This is a genomic window from Burkholderia sp. WSM2232, assembly GCF_000472545.1.
GTDB lineage: Bacteria > Pseudomonadota > Gammaproteobacteria > Burkholderiales > Burkholderiaceae > Paraburkholderia.
Genome location: NZ_KI421432.1, coordinates 1 through 21,406 on the forward strand (window position 1 = coordinate 1; position 21,406 = coordinate 21,406).

General features: G+C 62.1%; 17 protein-coding genes. 5 read left to right on the forward strand and 12 right to left on the reverse strand.

All coding sequences use genetic code 11. The annotated features are described in order from the left end of the window. Positions 1 to 328: 328 nt before the first annotated feature. The 3 genes from F757_RS0129820 (at position 329) to flhC (ending at position 2,987) form a co-directional block, all read left to right on the forward strand. Positions 329 to 1,552 (forward strand): YeeE/YedE family protein, encoded by a 1,224-nt coding sequence (locus F757_RS0129820; RefSeq protein ID WP_027214521.1) that lies wholly within the window; start codon positions 329 to 331, stop codon positions 1,550 to 1,552. Between the two features lie 530 nt (positions 1,553 to 2,082). After that, entirely contained in the window at positions 2,083 to 2,403 is a 321-nt protein-coding gene (gene flhD, locus F757_RS0129825; protein WP_006052742.1) for a flagellar transcriptional regulator FlhD, read from the forward strand. Between the two features lie 14 nt (positions 2,404 to 2,417). After that, positions 2,418 to 2,987: a flagellar transcriptional regulator FlhC gene (flhC, locus tag F757_RS0129830; protein ID WP_013342731.1), complete on the forward strand. Its 570-nt coding sequence runs from the start codon at positions 2,418 to 2,420 to the stop codon at positions 2,985 to 2,987. A gap of 181 nt (positions 2,988 to 3,168) precedes the next feature. Here the strand turns inward: flhC and F757_RS0129835 are convergent, their stop codons facing one another. The 10 genes from F757_RS0129835 to F757_RS0129880 form a co-directional block, all read right to left on the reverse strand. Next, complete coding sequence (locus tag F757_RS0129835) at positions 3,169 to 4,497, reverse strand: Nramp family divalent metal transporter (RefSeq protein WP_027214522.1); 1,329 nt, start codon at positions 4,495 to 4,497, stop codon at positions 3,169 to 3,171. A gap of 58 nt (positions 4,498 to 4,555) precedes the next feature. Next, a complete protein-coding gene (locus tag F757_RS0129840; protein WP_027214523.1) occupies positions 4,556 to 5,758 on the reverse strand; it encodes an acyl-CoA dehydrogenase family protein in 1,203 nt (400 codons plus the stop codon). A gap of 200 nt (positions 5,759 to 5,958) precedes the next feature. Continuing rightward, positions 5,959 to 6,615, reverse strand: coding sequence for a methionine ABC transporter permease (locus tag F757_RS0129845; RefSeq protein WP_027214524.1), 657 nt, complete (start codon positions 6,613 to 6,615; stop codon positions 5,959 to 5,961). Beyond that, a complete protein-coding gene (locus F757_RS0129850; RefSeq protein WP_027214525.1) occupies positions 6,608 to 7,768 on the reverse strand; it encodes a methionine ABC transporter ATP-binding protein in 1,161 nt (386 codons plus the stop codon). The genes F757_RS0129845 and F757_RS0129850 overlap by 8 nt, the downstream gene beginning before the upstream one ends. A 13-nt stretch (positions 7,769 to 7,781) precedes the next feature. Then, on the reverse strand, positions 7,782 to 9,185 hold the full coding sequence (locus F757_RS0129855) for an LLM class flavin-dependent oxidoreductase (protein WP_027214526.1): 1,404 nt from the start codon (positions 9,183 to 9,185) through the stop codon (positions 7,782 to 7,784). Positions 9,186 to 9,226: 41 nt separating this feature from the next. Further along, a complete protein-coding gene (locus tag F757_RS0129860) occupies positions 9,227 to 10,066 on the reverse strand; it encodes a MetQ/NlpA family ABC transporter substrate-binding protein (RefSeq protein ID WP_027214527.1) in 840 nt (279 codons plus the stop codon). 214 nt (positions 10,067 to 10,280) lie between these two features. Next, positions 10,281 to 11,858 (reverse strand): efflux transporter outer membrane subunit, encoded by a 1,578-nt coding sequence (locus F757_RS0129865; protein ID WP_027214528.1) that lies wholly within the window; start codon positions 11,856 to 11,858, stop codon positions 10,281 to 10,283. A 13-nt stretch (positions 11,859 to 11,871) separates the two neighbouring features. Further along, complete coding sequence (locus tag F757_RS0129870; protein WP_027214529.1) at positions 11,872 to 15,057, reverse strand: efflux RND transporter permease subunit; 3,186 nt, start codon at positions 15,055 to 15,057, stop codon at positions 11,872 to 11,874. A gap of 70 nt (positions 15,058 to 15,127) precedes the next feature. Beyond that, complete coding sequence (locus F757_RS0129875; RefSeq protein WP_027214530.1) at positions 15,128 to 16,336, reverse strand: efflux RND transporter periplasmic adaptor subunit; 1,209 nt, start codon at positions 16,334 to 16,336, stop codon at positions 15,128 to 15,130. A gap of 96 nt (positions 16,337 to 16,432) precedes the next feature. Continuing rightward, positions 16,433 to 17,287 carry an alpha/beta hydrolase gene (locus tag F757_RS0129880; RefSeq protein ID WP_027214531.1) on the reverse strand — a complete coding sequence of 285 codons (855 nt, stop codon included), beginning with the start codon at positions 17,285 to 17,287 and terminating at the stop codon, positions 16,433 to 16,435. 172 nt (positions 17,288 to 17,459) lie between these two features. Between F757_RS0129880 and F757_RS0129885 the strand changes: the two genes are divergently transcribed. Beyond that, entirely contained in the window at positions 17,460 to 18,464 is a 1,005-nt protein-coding gene (locus F757_RS0129885; protein ID WP_013342720.1) for a LysR family transcriptional regulator, read from the forward strand. Positions 18,465 to 18,687: 223 nt separating this feature from the next. After that, positions 18,688 to 18,990 carry a DUF4148 domain-containing protein gene (locus tag F757_RS0129890; protein WP_027214532.1) on the forward strand — a complete coding sequence of 101 codons (303 nt, stop codon included), beginning with the start codon at positions 18,688 to 18,690 and terminating at the stop codon, positions 18,988 to 18,990. Between the two features lie 224 nt (positions 18,991 to 19,214). Here the strand turns inward: F757_RS0129890 and F757_RS0129895 are convergent, their stop codons facing one another. Together F757_RS0129895 and F757_RS0129900 are read right to left on the reverse strand one after the other, a co-directional pair. After that, positions 19,215 to 20,288, reverse strand: a complete 1,074-nt coding sequence (locus F757_RS0129895) for a purine-nucleoside phosphorylase (protein ID WP_027214533.1) — start codon at positions 20,286 to 20,288, stop codon at positions 19,215 to 19,217. A 208-nt stretch (positions 20,289 to 20,496) separates the two neighbouring features. Beyond that, on the reverse strand, positions 20,497 to 21,402 hold the full coding sequence (locus tag F757_RS0129900; protein WP_027214534.1) for a cation diffusion facilitator family transporter: 906 nt from the start codon (positions 21,400 to 21,402) through the stop codon (positions 20,497 to 20,499). Positions 21,403 to 21,406: the final 4 nt, after the last annotated feature.

Below are 21,406 nucleotides of genomic sequence, written 5' to 3' on the forward strand. Positions count from 1 at the left end.
GGCCTGAGCTTTTGGCCTGAGCTTTTGGCCTGAGCTTTTGGCCTGAGCTTTTGGCCTGAGCTTTTGGCCTGAGCTTTTGGCCTGAGCTTTTGGCCCGAGCTTTTGGCCCGAGCTTTTGGCCTGAGCGTCCGGCCTGAGCTTCTGGCTCGCGCTGCTGGGCCGCGCCGTTGGCCTGAGCTACTGGCCTGAGTTGCGACCCAACTTCAACGCTAAATTCCGACCCGGCGCCTAACCGCAACGCTCCAACCTCATCGACGACAAACGCCCCGAAAACCCAACCCAACCCCACTCCCAACCGTCACCTCGCCCTGCTGTCCGCCTGCCCATCATGTCCGATCTCTCCCCCGCCCTCACCCGCCCGCCCCGCCGTTTCGGCATGAACCCCAAGCCGCTCGCCGCAGCACTTCTACTTATCGCGCTCGGCGCCATCTACCTCGCGCAGGCGGTCAGCGGCCGCCAGGCCGCGCTGTATATCGTGGGCGCGCTGCTCGGCATGTCGCTATATCACGCGGCATTCGGCTTCACGTCGGCCTGGCGCGTTTTCATCGCGGACGGCCGGGGCGCCGGGCTTCGCGCGCAGATGCTGATGCTCGCCGTAGGCGTCGTCCTGTTCTTCCCGACGCTGGCCGCCGGCAACCTGTTCGGGCATCCGGTCGTCGGACTGGTGGCGCCCGCCGGCACGTCCGTGCTGGTCGGCGCTTTCATGTTCGGCGTCGGCATGCAACTTGGCGGCGGTTGCGCGTCGGGCACGCTGTACACGGTCGGCGGCGGCAGTACGCGGATGATCGTGACGCTCGCGGCATTTGTAACCGGCTCGGTCGTGGCGACCGCACACATGCCGTTCTGGACTGCGCTACCGTCGTTAAAGCCGCTTTCCATGGTCAAGACGCTCGGCGCGGGCGCCGCCATTGCGCTCAACCTCGCGATCTTCGCGGCCATCGCCGCGCTGACCGTACTCGTCGAGCGGCGCCGGCACGGACGCCTCGTCAACGAGCCCGCGCGGGCACCCAGCGCCTCGCCGTGGCTGCAAGGGCCGTGGCCGCTCTTCGTCGGCGCGCTCGCACTCGTGCTGCTCAATTTCGCGACGCTCGCCCTGTCGGGCCGCCCGTGGGGCGTCACCTCCGCGTTCGCGTTGTGGGGCGCCAAGATCTTTGCCGCCCTGGGCGTGGACGTCGTCAACTGGCCGTACTGGGCGACGCGCGCGAATGCAGGCGCGCTTGCCGCGCCTGTTACACACGACGTCACCACGGTAATGGACGTGGGCATCATTCTCGGCGCAATGGCCGCCGCGGCGCTGGCCGGGCGTTACGCGCCGGTGTGGAAGGTGCCGGCGCGCTCGCTTATTGCGGCCGTGGTCGGCGGCTTGATGCTTGGCTACGGCGCGCGCCTCGCCTATGGCTGCAACATCGGCGCGTACTTTAGCGGCATCGTCTCGGGCAGTCTGCACGGTTGGCTGTGGCTGGTCGCGGCTTTTGCCGGCAACGTGCTGGGTACGCGGCTGCGGCCCGCTTTCGGACTGGAAGTGGAGCGCGCGCGCAGCACCGGCTGCTGATTCCTAGCCAGGAAGTTACAAAGTCCCCTCCTTTGTAACTGGGTCCACATCATCCGGTTACAACTTTGCTCTGTCCCCAAACGCCCCAAAGTACGCGGTATTAATTACACGCTTCGCTTGGGGTTTTCGTTTTCTGTTTCATTCAGTCTTATTTACCGGTTGTGCGCACAACCATCGCGTGTTGCGCGGATAAGACGCCTAGTGGCCCGCCCTACAAGGGTTTTCATGGATCGTACGATTGCTCACGAGGGCCAAAAACCCGCGTAGCATGGCCTATTACAGGCCTGTGAAATTCTTACCGAAATTTGATGCATCTTTCTGAGATATTTTTTTGAGAAGGGATTGATTTCTTGTTTTGCCCTTCATACAATTCGTCCCAAGCTGTTACGAAATGTAACGCGATGTATCAAACGGTCGCCATCTGTATCAAGGGGGCGACCCGTAGCCGAAGGACAACGTTTTCGGCGAGGCACAAAAGACATAACGGCAAAAAGCCGACTTAGTAATTCGGGGCTTCGGAAACAGAGAAAATGGACCGTAGCAGCGAGACGCTGGACTCAATCCGCGAGATTAACCTGTCGTACATCATGCTTGCGCAACGCATGTTGCGTGAGGACAAACCGGTCGGCATGTTCCGCCTCGGCTTGTCGTCGGAACTGGCTGATCTGCTTGCCGGGCTGTCGCTCGCGCAGATCGTCAAACTGGCCTCTTCCGACCAGCTTTTGTGTTTCTTCCGCTTCAACGACCACTCGATGTTGTCGGCGTTGACGCAAACGACGAAGCACACTGCAGTTGCACCGACTCACGCGGCGATCCTGCTTGCAGGCCAGCCCGCCGAGCAATTTGCCTGATCGAGGTGACTGCGATGCAAAAGCGTAGCCTGACGGAAGACGCACAAGAAGTTTTTCGCGCCATCGCGCTGATTGAACTGGGCGCACGCATGCAGGTGCTGGAGAGCGAGTTGACGCTCTCGCGCGACCGCATGATCCGCCTGTACCGCGAGGTGAAGGGCGTATCGCCGCCCAAGGGCATGCTGCCGTTCTCGGCGGACTGGTACATGACGTGGCTTGCGAACATTCACGCGTCGCTGTTCTATAACACGTACCTGTTCCTGAAGAACGAAGCGCGCTGCTCGCATCTCGACGCGCTGACGAAGGGATACCGCCTGTATCTGGAGCACTGCAAGCACAGCGAAACCGAACCGGTGCTGGACTTGACGCGCGCGTGGACGCTGGTGCGTTTCTTCGACGCCGACATTCTGCAGTTGACGAAATGCTGCCGTTGCACCGGCAAGTTTGTCGCGCACAAACACGATCTGCAGCACAACGTCGTGTGCGGTGCATGCCAGCCGCCTTCGCGCGCCGGCAAGACGAAGAAGGCCGCGGCGGCTCGTCAGGAAGCAATCGAAGCAACCCAGGTCGCCGAAGCCGCCTGACAGCGGCAACCCGCCTTACTTGCGATGAGGGCTGGTCCGCCCGATTCGTACCGAAGCCTGAAAAAAGTCCGCGCAGTTCACTGCGCGGACTTTTTTTGTTTGATGCTCAGTTGCGTGATGCCGAGCCGTCGTTCGAGCCGCGCCGTTTTCCCCCCGATGACGCGGCGCCGCCCAATCCAACTCAGTCCACCAGTCCCACCGTCTGAACCACCAGCCACAGGTTCGCGGCGGTAATCACCGCAAAGAGCGTCCACGCAACGATTCGCGTGAGAAGCGTGTTCGCAAACTCGCCCATCAGCGCACGGTCGCTCGTCATGCGAATGAGCGGATAGAGCGCGAACGGCAATTGCAGGCTCAATACCACCTGGCTTGCGACGAGCAGCTTGCCGACCGCGCCGTTGCCCAGCATCTGGACGCCTATCAACGCAGGAATCAACGCAAGCGCGCGCGTAATGAAGCGCCGCTGCCAGCAAGGAATCTTCAGGTTGAGGAAGCCTTCCATGATGACCTGCCCTGCCACGGTGCCCGTAAAAGTGGAGCTTTGCCCCGAGGCGAGCAGCGTGATCGCGAACAACACCGCCGCAAACCCAGTGCCGACAATCGGCGCGAGCAGTTTGTAGGCGTCTTCGATTTCGGTCACCTGGTTATGACCGGTCGCGTGAAAGGCGGCAGCCGCGAGAATCAGGATCGCCATGTTAATCATCAGCGCGAGCAGCAGCGAAACGATGGTGTCGATGCGCGACATGCCGATTGCCGAACCGATGCTCGCGGAATCGCGCTTGACCGCGCGCGTCTGCACGATCGACGAATGCAGATACAGGTTGTGGGGCATCACGGTCGCGCCGAGAATGCCGATCGCCAGATACATCGGCTCGCGTGAACTCAGCGCCTGCCACGAGGGGATCAGCCCTTGTGCCACCGACGGCCAATGCGGCTTCACCAGCGCGAGCTCGACGATATAGCCAACGCCGATTGTCGCGATCAGCCCAAGCATGATTGCTTCGAGGTCGCGAAAATTCTTGCCCTTCAGGCCGAGCACGATCAGCGTATCGAATGCCGTGAGCAATACGCCCGTAGTAAGCGAGCATTTGAAGAGCAGATGGAAGGCAAGCGCGCCGCCCAGCACTTCCGCCAGATCGCACGCGATGATCGACAGCTCGGCCAGCAGCCATTGCCCCCGCGCGACGGCCGGTGAATAGCGCGCTTTGGACAACTCGGCCAGATCGCGCCCGGTGACAATGCCAAGACGCATGCTCAGACACTGCAGCGCCATTGCCGCGAGACTGGAGAGCATGACCACGAACAGCAGGCTATAGCCGTAACGCGAGCCGGCTTCAATGTCGGTGGCCCAGTTGCCTGGGTCCATATAGCCGATCGAAACCAGCAGGCCAGGGCCTGCGAACTGCAGGATCTTTTTCCAGAAAGGCGCGCCAGGCGAGACGGCGACCGAGCCTTGCACCTCGGACGGGCAGAATGGCGCTGTGGCCGTAGTCGGTAGTTTGAACTGCAATCCGGGAGTCTCTTGAGGATGAATGAAACGGCGCAGACGGGCTGCGCCGCGAACCGCCTCAAGTGTACAAAGAAACTTCCGGCAATGTCCCGTTCAGTGCAAACCGGCCGACGTCGCGTACGCGATAGTCGAGCGGATCGTGCAGCGTATGCACGCGCGCGTTGCGCCAGAAGCGGTCGAGCGCAAGCGGCCCATGCGTTGCGCGCGCGCCGCACGCGTCGAAGAGTTTCTCGCTAACATCGAGCGCCGCACGGTGCGCGACGATTTTCGCCTCCGATGTGGCGAGTGCCACATGCGCACGCGCCTGCGCGCTAAGCGAAGGACCTTCGCGCCATGCGGCATCCAGCGCCTGTGCGGCGCGCACGGCCAACGCCTCGGCGCTCACCGCCTGGATGCGCATTTCGCCAAAGCGCTGGATCAGGTACGGATCGTCGGTGGCTTTCGCCACGCCCGAAGTCAGCCACGGTTTGCCGTGCTGCGTGACATAGGCGCGCGCTTCCTCCAGCGCGCCTTGAGCAATGCCGACGAACAGGTTCGTCATTACCTGCTGCGAGACGAGCGTGCGTAAACTGGCGTAGGGTGTGTCGGCGCGGTCCAGCACCTCGTCCGGCTCCACCCTGACCTGCGCAAAAGAAACGCTGCCGCTGTCGGTCTGCCGCTGGCCGATCGGATTCCAGTCGTCGTTCGCGGTGATGCCCGCGCGCGCGGTCGGCACCACTGCAAACAGTGTCGTGCCGGACTGAGGGTCCTGCGCGGAAACCGTCATCATTTGCGAACCGCGCGTGCCGGAGCAAAAGCCTTTTTGTCCGTTCAGAACATAACCGCCGTCGCCGGTTGCAGTTGCAGCGAGCCGCGTATCCAGCGGATTCACCGCGTTGCCCCACCACCAGCGCTCTTTCACCGTCCCCCTGAGGTAGCGCTCGCGTTGCGCGGGATTGCCCCACACATAAACGCTCACTTCCTGCAAAAAAGTGAAGCCGAGCAGATGCGCGAGCGCGCTGTCCACCTGGGCGATCTTGCGAATGACCTCGTAGATCTCCGGCCACGGCGCGCCTTCCCCGCCGAATTCGCGCGGAATGGCGAGCGTGAGCAAGCCTGCCTCGGCGATCCACTGTTTTTCCTGTGCGGCATGCCCGCCGGCGTGATCGCGTTGCGCAGCGTTCGCATGCAAGGCTGCAAGCAGCGCGGCAAGATCGCGCGAGACGGGCGCGGCGGACGGCTCGCGCGCTCGCAGCGCGCCGGCTTGAGCAGAATCGTTCATGCTGTTTCCACGTGAGGACGTTTGAAGGGCGAATGAGGAAAGCGGAAGAGGACGAAGCGCGGCGGAAGGCTCGCGCCCGTCGTCCAGCAGGTTTCATGATAGGCGGTGACGCCGCCAACCGGTAGGAGCGGCGCTATTCGTCATGCGAAAGCGCTGTTGCGCCGACGCGAGATCGGCGTGCTCTCGCGCACCGCAGGACATCAGGCGCGCTGCTCGAGCCGCCGCACGAAGCGGTCGCCAACCAGTTGCACCGCGGTGACAATTGCGATGAGCAGCACGATCACCGTCACCATTACCGTGGTGTCGAAGCGCTGATAGCCATAGCGGATCGCGAGATCGCCGAGGCCGCCCGCGCCGACGGCTCCCGCCATCGCGGAGGAGCCGATCATCGCCACCACGGTTATCGTGAAGCCGCCGACGATGCCAGGCAGCGCCTCGGGCAACAGCACATGCCAGACAATGTGCCGGCGCTGCGCGCCCATTGCCTGCGCCGCCTCGATCAGACCGCGATCCACTTCGCGCAGACTGACTTCCGCCACGCGTGCAAGAAACGGAATAGCGGCGATGCTAAGCGGCACGATTGCAGCCCATACGCCGATAGTCGTGCCAATCAGCAAACGCGTGAGCGGCAGCAGCGCGACGAGCAGAATGATGAATGGCGTGGAGCGGAATGCATTCACGAGCGCGCCGAGCGTGCTGTTCACCGCGCGTTTTTCGAAAATGCCGCCGCGCGTGGTCGTAACCAGCACCAGCGCGAGCGGAATGCCGACGAGCGCCGCGATCACTGCGGAGACGCCGACCATCACGAGCGTATCGCGTATCGCGCCGACGAGTTCAGACAGCCAGAGTTCAGACATAGCCCAGCACCTCGACATGATTCGCGTGGCGGCGCGCCCGTTCGAGCAATGCGCCTATCTGCGCGTGCAACGCGCTGCGTCCGCTTGCGCGCAGCTGCGCGGACACGATAAGGCGGCCTTGCGCGTGCCCCTGAATGCGGTCGATACCGCCATGCACGAAACTCACGCCGCTGCCCTCCACGCTCAACGCTGATGCGAGGCCGGCGAGATCGGGATCGCGCGCATCGTCGCCGGTGAAGCGCACGTCGAGAAGAACGCGAGCGTCGCCTTGCGCAATGTCGGCGAGCGGCTTCACCCGCTCGGCCAGATCCGCCGGCAGATCGTGCACCAGCGTGCGCAACAGCGCACGCGTCGCGTCGTGCTGCGGAGCGCCGAACACGCGCCACACCGGGCCCGTTTCGACCACGCGGCCACGCTCGATCACAGCCACCGTATCGCACACTTCGCGAATCACCTGCATTTCATGTGTGATCAGAACGACGGTCAGATTCAGCCGCCGGTTGATGTCGCGCAGCAAGGCGAGAATTGCTTGCGTCGTTTCGGGATCGAGTGCGGACGTGGCTTCGTCGCACAACAGAATGTCGGGGTCCGTGACCAGCGCACGCGCAATGCCCACGCGCTGTTTCTGTCCACCCGACAAGCTCGCCGGATACGCATCGCGCTTTGCGGCAAGCCCGACGAGTTCGAGCAGCGCGTCCACTTTTTTGTCGATGGCCGGCTTCGGGACACCGGCAATTTTCAGCGGCAACGCAATGTTCTCTCGCACGGTCTTTGCCGAGAGCAGATTGAAGTGCTGAAACACCATGCCGATGCGCCGGCGCAGCGTAACCAGTCCGCGTTCGTCGAGTTCGACGACACTCACGCCGTTCACCCGCACCGCTCCCGAACTCGGCCTTTCAAGGCCGTTGACGAGCCGCAGCAGCGTCGACTTGCCCGCGCCGCTGCGCCCGATAATGCCGAATACCTCGCCGCGCGCGACGTTCAGCGTCACGTCCGCGAGCGCCGTGGTCGACACACCGCGCGAGTCCGCGAACACTTTCCCTACGTTGTCGAACACCACGGCGGCCTGCGTCGGCGCTGCATGCGCGCGCTCATCCGCTGCGAGCGCCGGCGAATCTTCAATGAACTGCGGTGCGTCGAAAAGAGTGGCCACGGCTTCGCTCCTGTCAGGCTTCCACTGTTTGTTTGACGCCGCTTTGCGGGCGGCGTTGCTGCGCACCGGCATGCACTGCCGGCAAACGCGCGCGTCCGCCGCCGAACAGCTTCTCGCGCAACGTCGGCGCCGGGTCGTAATCTTCCTTGTAGACGCCGCGGTTTTGCAGCTCAGGCACGACCAGATTCACGAAGTCCTCGAACGATTCAGGCATGACCGTGCGTGTCAGATTGAAGCCATCCACGCCCGCTTCGTCGATCCACGAAACGAGCTCGTCCGCAATCTGTTGCGGCGAGCCGACCACGGGTTTCGCGCGGCCGCCAAGCGTCATCTGTTCCAGTACTTTGCGTTTGGTCCACACGCCGCTCACGCTCTTGCTCGAAATGGCCTCGACCGCGGATTGCATGGAGTCCGTCTTGACATACGAGATCGGTTCATCCAGCGCGTATTGCGAAAAGTCGATACCTGTCGAACTGGAAAAATGCGCGATGCCACCTTCCGCGCTGGCATAGCGCCGATACTCTTCGAACTTTTCCTGCGCGGCGCGCTCGGTTTCGCCTACCACGACGGTTATGCCCGCGAAGATCTTGATGTCGTCGCGCGCACGCCCGAAGCTCACCGCCCGTGCGCGAATGTCGTCGACAATAGACCGCGTCAACTGCTTGTTCTGTCCACCCACGAACACACATTCCGCATGACGTGCCGCGAAATCGACACCGCGGCTCGACGAACCGGCCTGATACAAAACCGGCGTGCGTTGCGGCGAGGGCTCGCTCAGGTGAATCGCGTCGATCGAATAGTAGGGGCCGTCATGCTTTACGCGGTGCACCTTGCCCGGCTGCGAAAACACTCGTGCCGCGCGATCGCGCACCACTGCGTCGTCTTCCCAGCTTTGCTCCCACAGCTTGTAGACCACATCCATGTAGTCGTCGGCGCGCTCGTAGCGGTCGTCGTGGCTGATCTGCTGCGCGAGACCCATGCCGCGCGCGGCGCTGTCCAGATAGCCGGTCACGATGTTCCAGCCGACGCGGCCTTTCGTGAGGTGATCGAGCGTCGACATGCGGCGCGCAAACAGATACGGCGGCTCGTAAGTGAGATTCGACGTGACGCCAAAGCCGATATGCCGCGTGACGTGTGCCATCGCCGGCACGATCAGCGCCGGATCGTTGATCGGTATCTGCACGGCTTCGCGCAACGGCGTGTCGGGGCCGCCTTCGTAGACGTCGTATACGCCCACAATGTCGGCGAGAAAAATGCCGTCGAACTTGCCGCGTTCAAGTGTTTGCGCAAGACTCGTCCAGTACTCAAGGTCCGTATAACGAGCAGACTGGTCTCGCGGATGCGTCCACAAACCGTGATTGATATGGCCGACCGCATTCATGTTGAACGCGTTCAGCAGGATCTTTTTCTTCGGCATCGCGCGGCTCCTGTGGTTCTCTTCAGTATGAAAGGCGCCGCTTACCAGGCGACCGCGTAAAGATCGCCAAATGCCTTGTCGAGCGCGGCGCGCACGGCCGGCGAATGCTGATAGATCGAAATGAATTTGCGAATGCGCGGATCGTTTGCGCTCTCCGGACGCACGACCCATTGAATCGCATAGTTCCTGTTTTCCAGCCCGTCGAACAGCAGTGCGCTATTCGGATCTGTGGTGCCTGCGAGTTTGATGAAGCTCGGGTAGCCCTGCGCAAGGTCCACGTCGTCAAGCGAGCGCGCCAGTTGCGACGCCTCGAGCTGAATGATCTTCAGATGCTTCGGGTTCGCGGTTATGTCGAGCGTAGTGGCGCGATAGTCGATGCCCGGCGTAAGCTTGATCAGACCGGCTCGTTGCAGCAGCAACAAGCCGCGGCCGCCGTTGACCGGATCGTTTGCGATGGCCACCGTCGCGCCGTCCTTCAGTTCGTCGAAACGTTTTATCTTTTTCGAGTACAGCCCGATCTTCATGATCGTGCCTGGCGCGATTGCCACGAAGTTATAGCCGCCCTGCTTTTTCGCGTTTTCCAGAAACGGAATGTGCTGGAAGTAATTGACGTCGATGTCCTTGTTCGCAAGCGCCGCGTTCGGCGTATTCCAGTCGGTGAATTCGATTACCTTGACGTCGAGCCCCTGCTCTTTCGCTTCGCGCACCGCGACTTTGAGCGCCTCGATTTGCGGGCTGGTGGCAGTGCCGATCTTCAGCGTCGGCGCATCCGCCGCAAGCGCGGGCGCGGCGGATACCGCAAGTACAACACCCAATGCGCTGAGCAGCGCGAGCGTCGGCGCACGCAAAAAGCGCCGCGCGTTGAGAAGAAAAATACGCATGGTGGACTCTTGTTGACGATATGTTGAGTTCGCGGCGAGCCAGACCGGCAGTCTGCGCCAAAGTGCGAATCATCATAGTGGCCACGATGCGCGCGGGTCTACGAAGCGATTTTCGAAAGGAAAGTGCGAAAAATGATTTGCGCATAAAAAAAGCCGGACCGCGCTCGTGGCGCGGTCCGGCTTTTTCGAACACTCGAATGGGTAACGGAAGCCTTTAACGCTTCGCCACCTGTTCTCCGGTCACACCGGCAGAAGCAGGCGTTGCTGCAGGAGCCGCCGACCCCACCGCGGTGCCGGACGCTGCCACATCGCCCCAGCCACCGCCGAGCGCGCGAATCAGGTTCACGGTCGCCACTGCCTGCGTACCCTGCAAGTGGCTCGCCTGCAGTTGCGTGCTGAGCACCTGCCGCTCGCCGTCGATCACGTCCAGATAGCTGACCGCGCCCTCCGTGTACTGCGTACGGGACAGACGTGCGGCACGCTGCGACGCCTGCACGGCGTTGTTCTGCTCGCGCATCTGATCTTCCAGCAGCCGCAGATCGGCCAGGTTGTCTTCGACTTCGCGGAACGCCACGAGTACCTGCTGACGATACTGCGCAACGTCTTCGTCATAGCGCGCGCGAGCCTGCGCCAGATTCGCCTTGCGCCGGCCCCCGTCGAAAATGGGCACTGTCAATGCGGTACCTGCAAGCGGACCGAGAATGAACGCCCGGCTCGACCACATGAACAGATCGCCCAAGGTCGCCGACTCATAGCCGAATGCACCCGTGATGTCGAGCTTCGGGAAGAACGCCGACTTCGCCAGACCCACGCGTGCGTTCGCCGCCGCCATCGCGCGCTCAGCCGCCGACACGTCCGGCCTGCGTTCCAGCAGCGCCGAAGGCAGGCCAGGCGGCACCCGCACCGTGACCGGCGTAAGCGGCGCTTCGGCAAAGGAGAACTCCGCAGGCGGCTTGCCAAGCAGAATCGCAAGACTGTGTTCCGAAGCCGCGCGCTGACGCGCGATACCCACCGCATCGGCGCGAGCGCTCGCGAGTTCATTGCGCGCGCGCGACACGTCGAGCTCGCTGATGTCGCCTTCCTTGAAGCGGCGCTCAACGAGCTTGAGCGTGTCTTCACGCAACGCCACCGTGCGGCGATACAGATCCTGGTCGGTATCGAGCTCGCGCAACTGGAAATAGTTTTGCGCAACGTCGGCCTGCAACGACAACTGCACCGAACGGAACAGCGCTTCGCTTTGCTGCTCATCCGCGCGCGAAGCGTTCACATTCGAGCCGACACGCCCGAACAGATCCGCCTCGTACGACGCGCCGACCTGCGCGCGCCAGATGGTGCCGGTCGTGCCGCCCACGCTGTCCGGCTGCAATTGCGAAGCCGCCGACGCTCGCTCGCGAGTCGGACCAAAACCCGCGTCGAACTTCGGAAACCAGTCCGACTTCGCTGCGCGCGTCACCGCCCGGGCCTGCTGCACGCGCGCCGCTGCGGCCTTCAGGTCCTGATTCGCGGCGGCCGCCTGCTCCTCGAGGGCATCCAGTTGCGGATCGCCGAAAATCTTCCACCATTCGCCGCGATGCGCGTCGTCGGCGGGTTGCGCCGTTTTCCACGTGCCGGTGTCCTGCGCCGAGGCGGCTGACGTTCCTGACGCCGCAACCGGCGCCTCCTTGAAGGCAGCGGGCGTGTCCACTTCGGGACGCTTGTAGGTGGGTTCCACCGAGCAGGCCGCGAGCAGCGCGAGCAGCAAACCACTCGCTGCCGCACGGCCCCATCCGCTCAAAAACTCATAGCGTTTCATTGTTGTTCTCTCCTCAGGCGTCCGTGACCGGCGCGCCAATGCGCGGCGAGTCTTTCTGCGCGACATGAATCGTCCCGCCGGCCATCGTACGCAGCACCACATAGAACACCGGCGTCAGCATCAGCCCGAACAAGGTCACCCCGAGCATGCCGAAGAACACGGCGACACCCATTGCATGACGCATTTCCGAACCGGCCCCGGTCGACAACACCAGCGGCACGACACCCATGATGAACGCAATCGATGTCATCAGAATCGGCCGCAGACGCAAACGGCTTGCTTCAATCGCCGCCGAAAGCGGGGTATGTCCGTCGTGCTCCAGTTCGCGGGCGAATTCCACGATCAGAATCGCGTTCTTCGCGGACAGGCCCACCAGCACCATCAAGCCGATCTGCGTGAAGATGTTGTTGTCGCCGCCGGTGAGCCACACGCCGGTCAGCGCGGACAACACGCTCATCGGCACGATCAGGATGACCGCGAGCGGCAGCGTCAGGCTTTCATACAACGCGGCGAGCACGAGGAACACGAGCAGCACGCTGATCGGGAACACCCACAGACCCGCATTGCCCGCAAGAATCTGCTGATAGGTCAAGTCGGTCCACTCCAGCTTCACGCCGCGCGGCAGAACTTCAGCCGCCACCCGCTCGGCCGCGGCCTGAGCCTGACCCGACGAGAAGCCAGGCGCCGGCCCGCCGTTGATGTCCGCAGCCGTATAGCCGTTGTAACGCACCACCATTTCCGGACCATACGTCGGAGTGACCGTGACGAGCGACGACAACGGCACCATGTCGCCCGCCGAATTGCGCGTCTTCAGTTGCAGGATGTCGTCGGCGTGTTGACGGAACGGCGCGTCTGCCTGCACCCGCACCTGATACACGCGGCCAAAGCGGTTGAAGTCGTTCACGTACAGCGAGCCGAGATAGATCTGCATCGTGTTGAACACGTCCGTGACCGGCACGCCAAGCTGCTTCGCCTTCACACGGTCGAGGTCCACGTTCAGTTGCGGCACGTTGATCTGATAACTGGAGAAGGTCGGCCCAAGCTCAGGCGTTTGCGCCGCCTTCTTCACGAATGCCTCCGCTGCCTTGTTCAACTCCGCGTAACCGAGCGCGCCGTGATCCTCCAACTGCATCTTGAAGCCGCCGAGCGTGCCGAGACCGAGCACCGGCGGCGGCGGGAACACGGCGACGAACGAGTCCTTGATCGCGCCATACTGCTGATTCAACGAGCCTGCAATTGCGCCCGCAGAGAGCTTCTTGTCGCCGCGCTCCTTGAACGGCTTGAGCGTGACGAACACGATGCCCGCGCTCGAACTGTTCGTGAAGCCGTTCACCGACAAGCCAGGGAACGCCACCGCGCTTTCCACGCCCTTTTGCTTGAGCGCGATGGCGCTCATGTCGCGAATCACTTTCTCCGTGCGATCCAGCGACGCACCGTTCGGCAACTGTGCGAACGCAATCAGATACTCCTTGTCCTGCGCGGGCACGAAGCCGCCTGGCACGATACGCGCGATCAGCACCGTTGCGCCGAGCAGAATCGCGTACACCGCGAGCATTGCGCCCTTACGGCGCAGCACGCCCGTCACGCCGCGGCCATAACCTTCCGAGCCGCGATGAAACACCTTGTTGAAGCCCTTGAAGAAGCGGCCCAGCACACGGTTCATCACACGCGTCAGGAAGTCTTCCTTCGCGCCGTGGCTGCGCAGCAGCATCGCGGACAATGCCGGCGACAGCGTCAGCGAGTTGAACGCCGAGATCACCGTTGAGATCGCGATGGTCATCGCGAACTGCTTGTAGAACTGACCCGTGAGGCCCGTCATGAACGCAAGCGGCACGAACACGGCGACGAGCGTGAGCGCAATGGCGATAATCGGCCCGCTCACCTCCTGCATCGCCTTATACGTTGCGTCGCGCGCACTCAGTCCGTTTTCGATGTTCCGCTCGACGTTCTCCACCACCACGATCGCATCGTCCACCACAATCCCGATGGCGAGCACCATGCCGAACAGCGACAGCGCATTGATCGAGAAGCCGAATGCAAGCAGCAGCGAAAAGGTACCGACAATCGACACAGGCACCGCGATCAACGGAATGATCGACGCGCGCCACGTCTGCAGGAACACGATCACGACGATCACCACCAGCGCGATAGCTTCGAGCAGCGTATGCACGACCGCCTCGATACTCGAACGCACGAACTGCGTGGGGTCGTAGACGATCTTGTATTCGACGCCCGCCGGCATGTCTTGCGCGAGTTCCTTCATCGCGGAGCGCACCTCGTCCGAAATCGCGAGCGAGTTAGCGCCCGGCGCCTGGTTGATTGCGAGCGCAACCGCCGGCTTGTTGTCGAGCAACGAACGCAGGCCGTATTCCGACGCCGCCAGTTCGACACGCGCAATATCGCGCAGGTAGGTCACGCCGCCGTCCGGCGCGGTCTTCACGATGATGTCGCCGAATTCGCCCTCCGTTTTCAGACGGCCGCGCGCATTCACCGACAACTGCAATTGCGTGCCCGGCACCGAAGGCGACGCGCCGATCACACCGGCTGCCACCTGAATGTTCTGCTCGCGGATCGCGTTGACCACTTCGGTTGCCGTCAAGCCGCGCTGCGCGACTTTCTGCGGATCGAGCCATACGCGCATTGCGTAGTCGCCCGAGCCCCACAACTGCACTTCGCCCACGCCCTGAATGCGCGCAAGCCGGTCCTTGACGTTGAGCAGCGCGTAATTGCGCAGATACGTCATGTCGTAGCGGTTGTTCGGCGAGATCAGGTGGACCACCATGGTGAGCGTAGGCGAGCTCTTGATGGTCGTCACGCCAAGCCGTTGCACGTCTTCCGGCAAGCGCGGCAGCGCCTGGTTCACGCGGTTCTGCACGAGCTGCGTGGCAAGGTCCGGGTTGGTGCCGAGCTTGAAGGTCACCGTCAGCGTGAGATTGCCGTCGCTATTTGCCTGCGACTGCATGTACAGCATGTTCTCCACGCCGTTGATCTGCTCTTCGAGCGGTGAGGCGACGGCTTCCGCGATCACTTTGGGATTCGCGCCCGGATACTGCGCGTGCACCACGACCGACGGCGGCACCACTTCCGGGTACTCCGAGATCGGCAGCTTGAAGAGCGAAATCACGCCCGCCAGCAGAACCAATACCGATAGCACGCCCGCGAAGATCGGCCTGTCGATGAAGAATTTGGATATATTCATTGGAAGCTCTTGATGTTTGGAGCAAGCGGTTGGAGCATGCGCCGCGCGTTGCCTGCCGCGGCCGCGACGCTCACGAGTTCTTGTCCGCTTTGGCGCGCGTCTGTGCGAGCGGCGCGCTGTTCGGGTCCTGGTCGGTCGTCATGGGCACCATGTGCGCGCGCACCGCATCGCCCGGCCGCACACGCTGAATACCGTTGACGACAATCCGGTCGCCTGCCTTCAGACCGCCCTTCACCACGCGCAGATTGCCCTGCATGTCGCCCACCGAAATCTCGCGATACGCGACGTGATTGTTCTGGTCCACCACCAGCACGAACTTCTTGTCCTGGTCGGTGCCTACTGCTGCGTCGTCGATCAGCAGCGCCGGATGCGGCTCGCTGCCGCCCACTTTCACGCGCGCATAAAGGCCCGGAATGAGCGTGCCGTCCTGGTTGTCGAAACGCGCCCGCACGCGGATCGTGCCCGACGACGTATCCAGACGGTTGTCCACCGACTCGATCGTGCCGCTGCGTGAATAGCCGGTTTCGTCGGCGAGGCCGAGCTCCACCGGCACCTTGCTGCCGTCTTTCGCGCGACGCAGGTATTGCAGGTAGGTCTGCTCGTCGGCGTCGAACGATGCGTAGATCGGCGAAACGGATACGAGCGTGGTGAGCGGCGCGGAACCTGCACCGGCCGACACCACATTGCCTACCGTGATTTCCGCGCGCGACACGCGGCCCGACACCGGCGCGACAATCTTCGTGTAGCCAAGATTGATGCGCGCGGTTTCAAGCGCGGCTTGTGCGGCCTTCAGGTTTGCACTCGCTTCGCGAGCGGCGTTCTGCTTCTCGTCGTAATCGCGCTTGGCGATGGCGTTGTCGGCGATCAGGCGTTGCGCGCGTTCCCAGTCGCTTTGCGTATAGCCCGTGCGCGCCTGAGCCGCCGCGAGCTGCGCTTCGGCACGGTCCACTTCCGCCGCGTACGGACGCGGGTCGATCACGAACAGCGTGTCGCCCTTCTTCACGAGCGCGCCGTCCTTGAAGTTGACGGACACGATCGTGCCAGGCACCTGCGAACGTACGTCCACTTTTTCTACTGCTTCGAGGCGGCCCGAATAGCTTTGCCAGTCGGTAATCGTCTTTTGCACCACCGTGGCTACATCGACTTCCGGCACGATGGTCGGCGCGGCGGGCGAGCTCGCGTCCACACGGATCGCGCCAAAGGTGCCAAGTCCGGCAAGGACCACGACGGCAAGCGCGGCAACCGCCACACGGCGGCGAGAAAGAGGAAGAATGGTCATGTGTAGCTCCCGGTATCGTTGATTAATGTTTTGCCTGGTTCTGTTTCAGTGCTGATTCCAGCCGGTGGTTTTAGCCGCTGGGATCAGCCGCTGGGATCAGCGATATGCGCGCGCATCGAAGCGCCACTGAAAAAATCTCACTGCCTCCTGCAAGGCGGGCGGATGATCGGCCAGTGCCGCATGCGAGACCGCCGGATAGCGGACCACCTGCGTCAGCACACCCGCGTCGATCAGACTGCTCGCGTATTTCTCCGCCTCGACGTGCAGCACGTCGTTTTGCGCCGTCGCGATCAGCGTGGCCGGCAAGCCGGCAAGCCGCGACGACTCCAGCGGCGCCGCATACGGATGCATGCGTTGCGACGCCTGCGGCAGGTATGCGCGGTAGCAGGCCGCGCATTCTCTTGCCGTGATGTCCGAGCCGAGGCGCTTTTCATCGCCAAGGCGCGTGAGGCTCGGGTCCAGCATCGGCCCGAACAAAGCCTGCGCGGCAATCTGCACGTCGCCGCGATCGCGCGCGATGAAAGCGAGGCAATTGGCCAGCTGGCCGCCCGCATCATGGCCCGCCACGCCAACCTTTCTGCTATTGCCGCCAAACGCACGCGCCCGCGTCTGCACCCACAACGCCGCGCGGTGTGCGTCTTCCGGCGCTGCGGGAAACGGGAACTCCGGCGCGAGCGAATAGCCCACCGACACCACTAATGCAGGTAAATGTTCCGCGAAATAGCGCGACGCGAAATCCGCCTGCTCGATCGACCCCTTCGTGAAGCCGCCGCCGTGAAAGTAAAGCAGTACCGGCAGTGCGGTTTTCCTGGCCTGCCGGTACAAACGCAACGTGATGTCCTGCGCGTGTCCTTCTATCTGTACGTCAGTCACTTCCAGTGCCGTGCTGTCGGCCTCCGCCGGCTCGTTGGCGGCGGGCGTAAAAGAGAACGGCGGTTTGAATGCATCCATGTGGAGCCGCGCAATGCGCAAAGAACTTCAATGGTGCGAATTGTGGGTTCGGCAGACTCGTAAATAAATGCCTATAATCCGGCAACACAATTCGGCCCCTCTGAACAATCGAACAGATTGCCCGGTGGATCCGAACCCTGCTCAGTACGCCTGCCCCTTCTGGAGGTTTGCAATGGACCGGCTTCAGGCCATGCAAGTGTTCACGCGTGTCGTCGACACAAACAGCTTTACCCGCGCGGCGGAAACGCTCGACCTGCCGCGCGCCTCCGTTACCACGATCATTCAGAACCTCGAAGCGTTCCTCGGTACACGGCTCATGCACCGCACGACGCGCCGGCTGTCGCTCACGCCGGACGGCGCCGCGTACTACGAACGCTGTGTGCGCATTCTCGCGGACGTCGAAGAAACCGAGGCCAGTTTCCAGAGCGGCAATAAAAAACCGCACGGGAAGCTGCGCATCGACATGCCTGGCTCGATTGGCCGCTTGCTGGTCATTCCGAAGCTGTGTGAATTCCACCAGCGCTATCCGGACATCGATCTGCAACTCGGCCTCTCGGATCGACCCGTCGACCTGCTGCAGGAAGGCGTGGATTGCGTCGTGCGGGTCGGCGCGCTGCAGGATTCCTCGCTGGTGGCGCGGCGTATTGGCCTGTTTGAAGGCGTAACGTGCGCGGCTCCGTCATACATTGAGCGGGCCGGCATGCCGACTTCGCTCGAGGACCTGGAAAATCACAAAGCAGTCAATTACTTCTCGAGCCGTACCGGACGCACGCTCGATTGGGCATTCATGGTTGATGGCAAAGAGGTTGAAGTAAAGATGAAGAGCATCGTCTCGGTCAACGACGCCGATGCCTACGTGACCTGCGGGCTGGAAGGTTTTGGCCTGATTCAGCCGGCGCTATTCATGGTGCTCCCGCAACTGCGTTCAGGCCAACTCGTTGAAGTACTGCCCGAACTGAAGCCTTTGCCGATGCCCATTTCCGCAGTCTATCCGCACAGTCGGCATCTGTCGCCTAAAGTCCGTGTTTTCGTAGACTGGATCGCCGAAGTATTCGATCGCTGCCCATTGCTGAGCGGTCGAGGCACACTCGACGCTACCTGCTCGAAGCGCACGCTCGAAGAGCGGGAGTTTTCTCCCGCACTCGACACACCGGTCATTTCGGAATGGGTCGCGTGAGGCCGTTCAATTGAAGTGCAGAAAGTGAAACAGTGAATTCCAACCGCGGCGCTAATGCCGCGGTTGTTCTTTGTGCCTTGGTTTTTAGGGCTCTTAAAGCGATTGTTCTGGAATCGCGACAATTCATTTCGCGAAAGCGCAGTTTATCGACACGCGCCCGAAGTCTACATTTCACCCTGTCCGCAGCGCCCTCGTGCTGCCAATGAATCGACAGGAGTGAATCATGAAACGCAATCTTCTCGCAGGTCTTGCTCTCTCGCTGCTTGCCAGCGCGCCGGTTTTCGCACAAGGCAATGGCATTGGCCATGCCGGCAGTTATCAGACTCAGCCCGCCGCAACGACGAGCGGAAAAACGCGCGCCGAAGTGAAGGCCGAACTGGTCGCCGCGTATCGTGACGGCTCGCTGCCTTCGCTGAACCGCACGACGTATCCGAACAAAGGACTGATCGGCCAGACGCAGGCTGCACGCATCGCATTGCAGGAAGGCGCGAGTGGCGAAGTGACACGAGTGGCGACGGGGCAATAAGCCTGCGGAACAATGAACCGCTCTAATATTTAGCGATCCGGAATTATTTCGGCCCGCAGTAATAGACCGAAGCACATCTGCAAAGGAGTAGATCATGGCACCGTCGGAACTCGACAACTGGGATACGGACGCGGCAGTATGGACACCGTATCGCGCACCGCAAAGGTAATGCGCGGCGCAATTGCAACAAGGGCCGCTTGAAGCGGCCCTTGTTGCAGGAGTCGTTAGCGCTTTGGTACGCCGTCGCGCCATTCGCTCCAGTGCGTGACGATATCCTGCACGAGCGGATTGCCCGAGCGGTACAGGTTCTCCAGAGCAATCGTAAAGCCGCCTTGCGCGGCATAGTTCAGCAGATTGTCGGCACTCGTCTGTCCATCGTAAGGGCGGTCGAAATCGGAGCCCGCGCGCACTACGGCCACGCGGTTCAGATCGACCTTATGGACGGAAGCCGCGCGTTTGAGCGCTTCATAGGTCGCATTGTCTTCCTGCTGCGTCGTGCAATAGACGCCCTTTCCATCGGTCAGTATCTTTGTCCAGTCGCGTGCGCGTTGCCCTAGAAGCGTGCCGGACCACCAGGTGTCGCCCGCGAGCGTATCGCATTGAATGACGGTGGGCGGGCGGTTAGCCGGCGCATACGAATACTTGGCGCGCGCAGCCTGCGCCTGCGCATTGTCGGAAAGCACGACGTTGCGCGACAAGGCGAATGCCGTATCGGCCAGTTGCGTATTGAGCTGGAATACTTCCGTCCGGTAATCGAGAGGCGGCTTTTCCGAAGGGCTTTTCGTGTTGATGCCGAGATAGCCGGTGTTCCAGCCGGCTGGAACCTCGCGCCCGTCTATTTCCCATTGAATGCCGAAATCCACGAGGTATTTGGCCCATGCAGCGGAACCGACCGTGCCCTGCTGCGGGTCGATGCCGGCAATGCCCGCCACCATAAAGTACGTATGGCGCAAATCGAAACGCGGCGAGAACGTCAACGCCATGATGGAGGCCGCGGCATTGGTGTGTCCCATGCCGGTGGTCATCACGCACACGTCCTGGCGGTTGCAATGCACTGCTGGATAGTCCGGCGACAGGCCGTCCACTGGAATATCGCGCCACGGGCCGAGCTTGTCGAGCCACACCTGGCCTTCCGGGCCAAACATGGAGATGATCATCACCTTGACGGGCCGGCCGCGCGAAGCACTGTCTTCATGCGAGAAAGCGCTGCTGTCGTCCGCGCTGGCGGGTCCCGAATTAAAGGCCGCGCATGCCGCGAGTGCAATGACGGATAGCGCGCCAAATGTGCGAGTCAGCATCAGTGATCTTCCTTTTGCCTGTCATGCAGTTGGGGAGAGTGCCGCTTCAAGCCGGAAGAAGTATAGATGCGACGAAATGATTGTCTAGCGGATTACGCGGCAATTTCGCCACTCGCGCGAAGCTCTGCGCGAGCCGCATGCACCAAAAGAATGAAACCCACGGAAGAAGCTCACGAAGAAGGGCAAGGAACAAGCGCAGTGAATAAACTCAAACGCGTGGAATGTCCGGTTCGAAAAACACCCAGCGCACCTGCGGAAAGGCAGCCTGCAAGTCGGCCTCGATTACGTTGATTGCATCGACCATGGCCCGGCCGCTCGCATAGTCGATCATTTCTGCCTGCACCGCCACCACCACATGGCGTCCCCATTGCAGCGTGATCATATTGATGATGCTGCGAATTTCGCTGCGTGCGCGCAAATGCGCCTCGATTTCGCGGCGCACCTCCGGACTCGCCGATTCGCCGACGATCATCGACTTCACTTCGCGCGCCACCAGCCCGGCAATCACCATCAGCAGCAGCCCAACCGCGACCGAACCCAATGCGTCGTAGACCGGATTGCCGGTCACGAGCGTCAGCAGCACGGCAATGAAGGCCATGGCAAGCCCCATCAGCGCTGCAATGTCTTCGCCGGCTACCACCAGCAGTTCCGACTCGCGCGTCTCCCTGAACCAGCGCCACATGCTTTTCTCGGGATACACGCGGCGGATCTCCTTGAGCGCGCCCCACAGCGACAGCGCCTCCAGCACCACCGACACGCCCAACACCACCAGCGCCACATAGGCATACTGCAAAGGCTCACGCGCAACAATTCGATGCACGCCTTCGTACACGGAAAACGCGCCGCCCACGAAAAACAGCAGCAGCGCGACCAGCAGCGAATAGAAATTGATCTCGCGGCCGCCGCCCATCGGATGCAACGGGCTCGCCGGCCGGCGCGCCTGACGCAGACCGAACAGCAGCAGCAGTTGATTACCGCAGTCGGCGGTGGAGTGAATGGCTTCGGCAAACATCGAACCGGAACCGGTGAACGAAGCGGCGGCGAACTTGCAGACGGCAATGCCAAAGTTGGCGGCGAGCGCGTAAATAATGGCTTTCGGCGATTCTTCTTTCATCGTC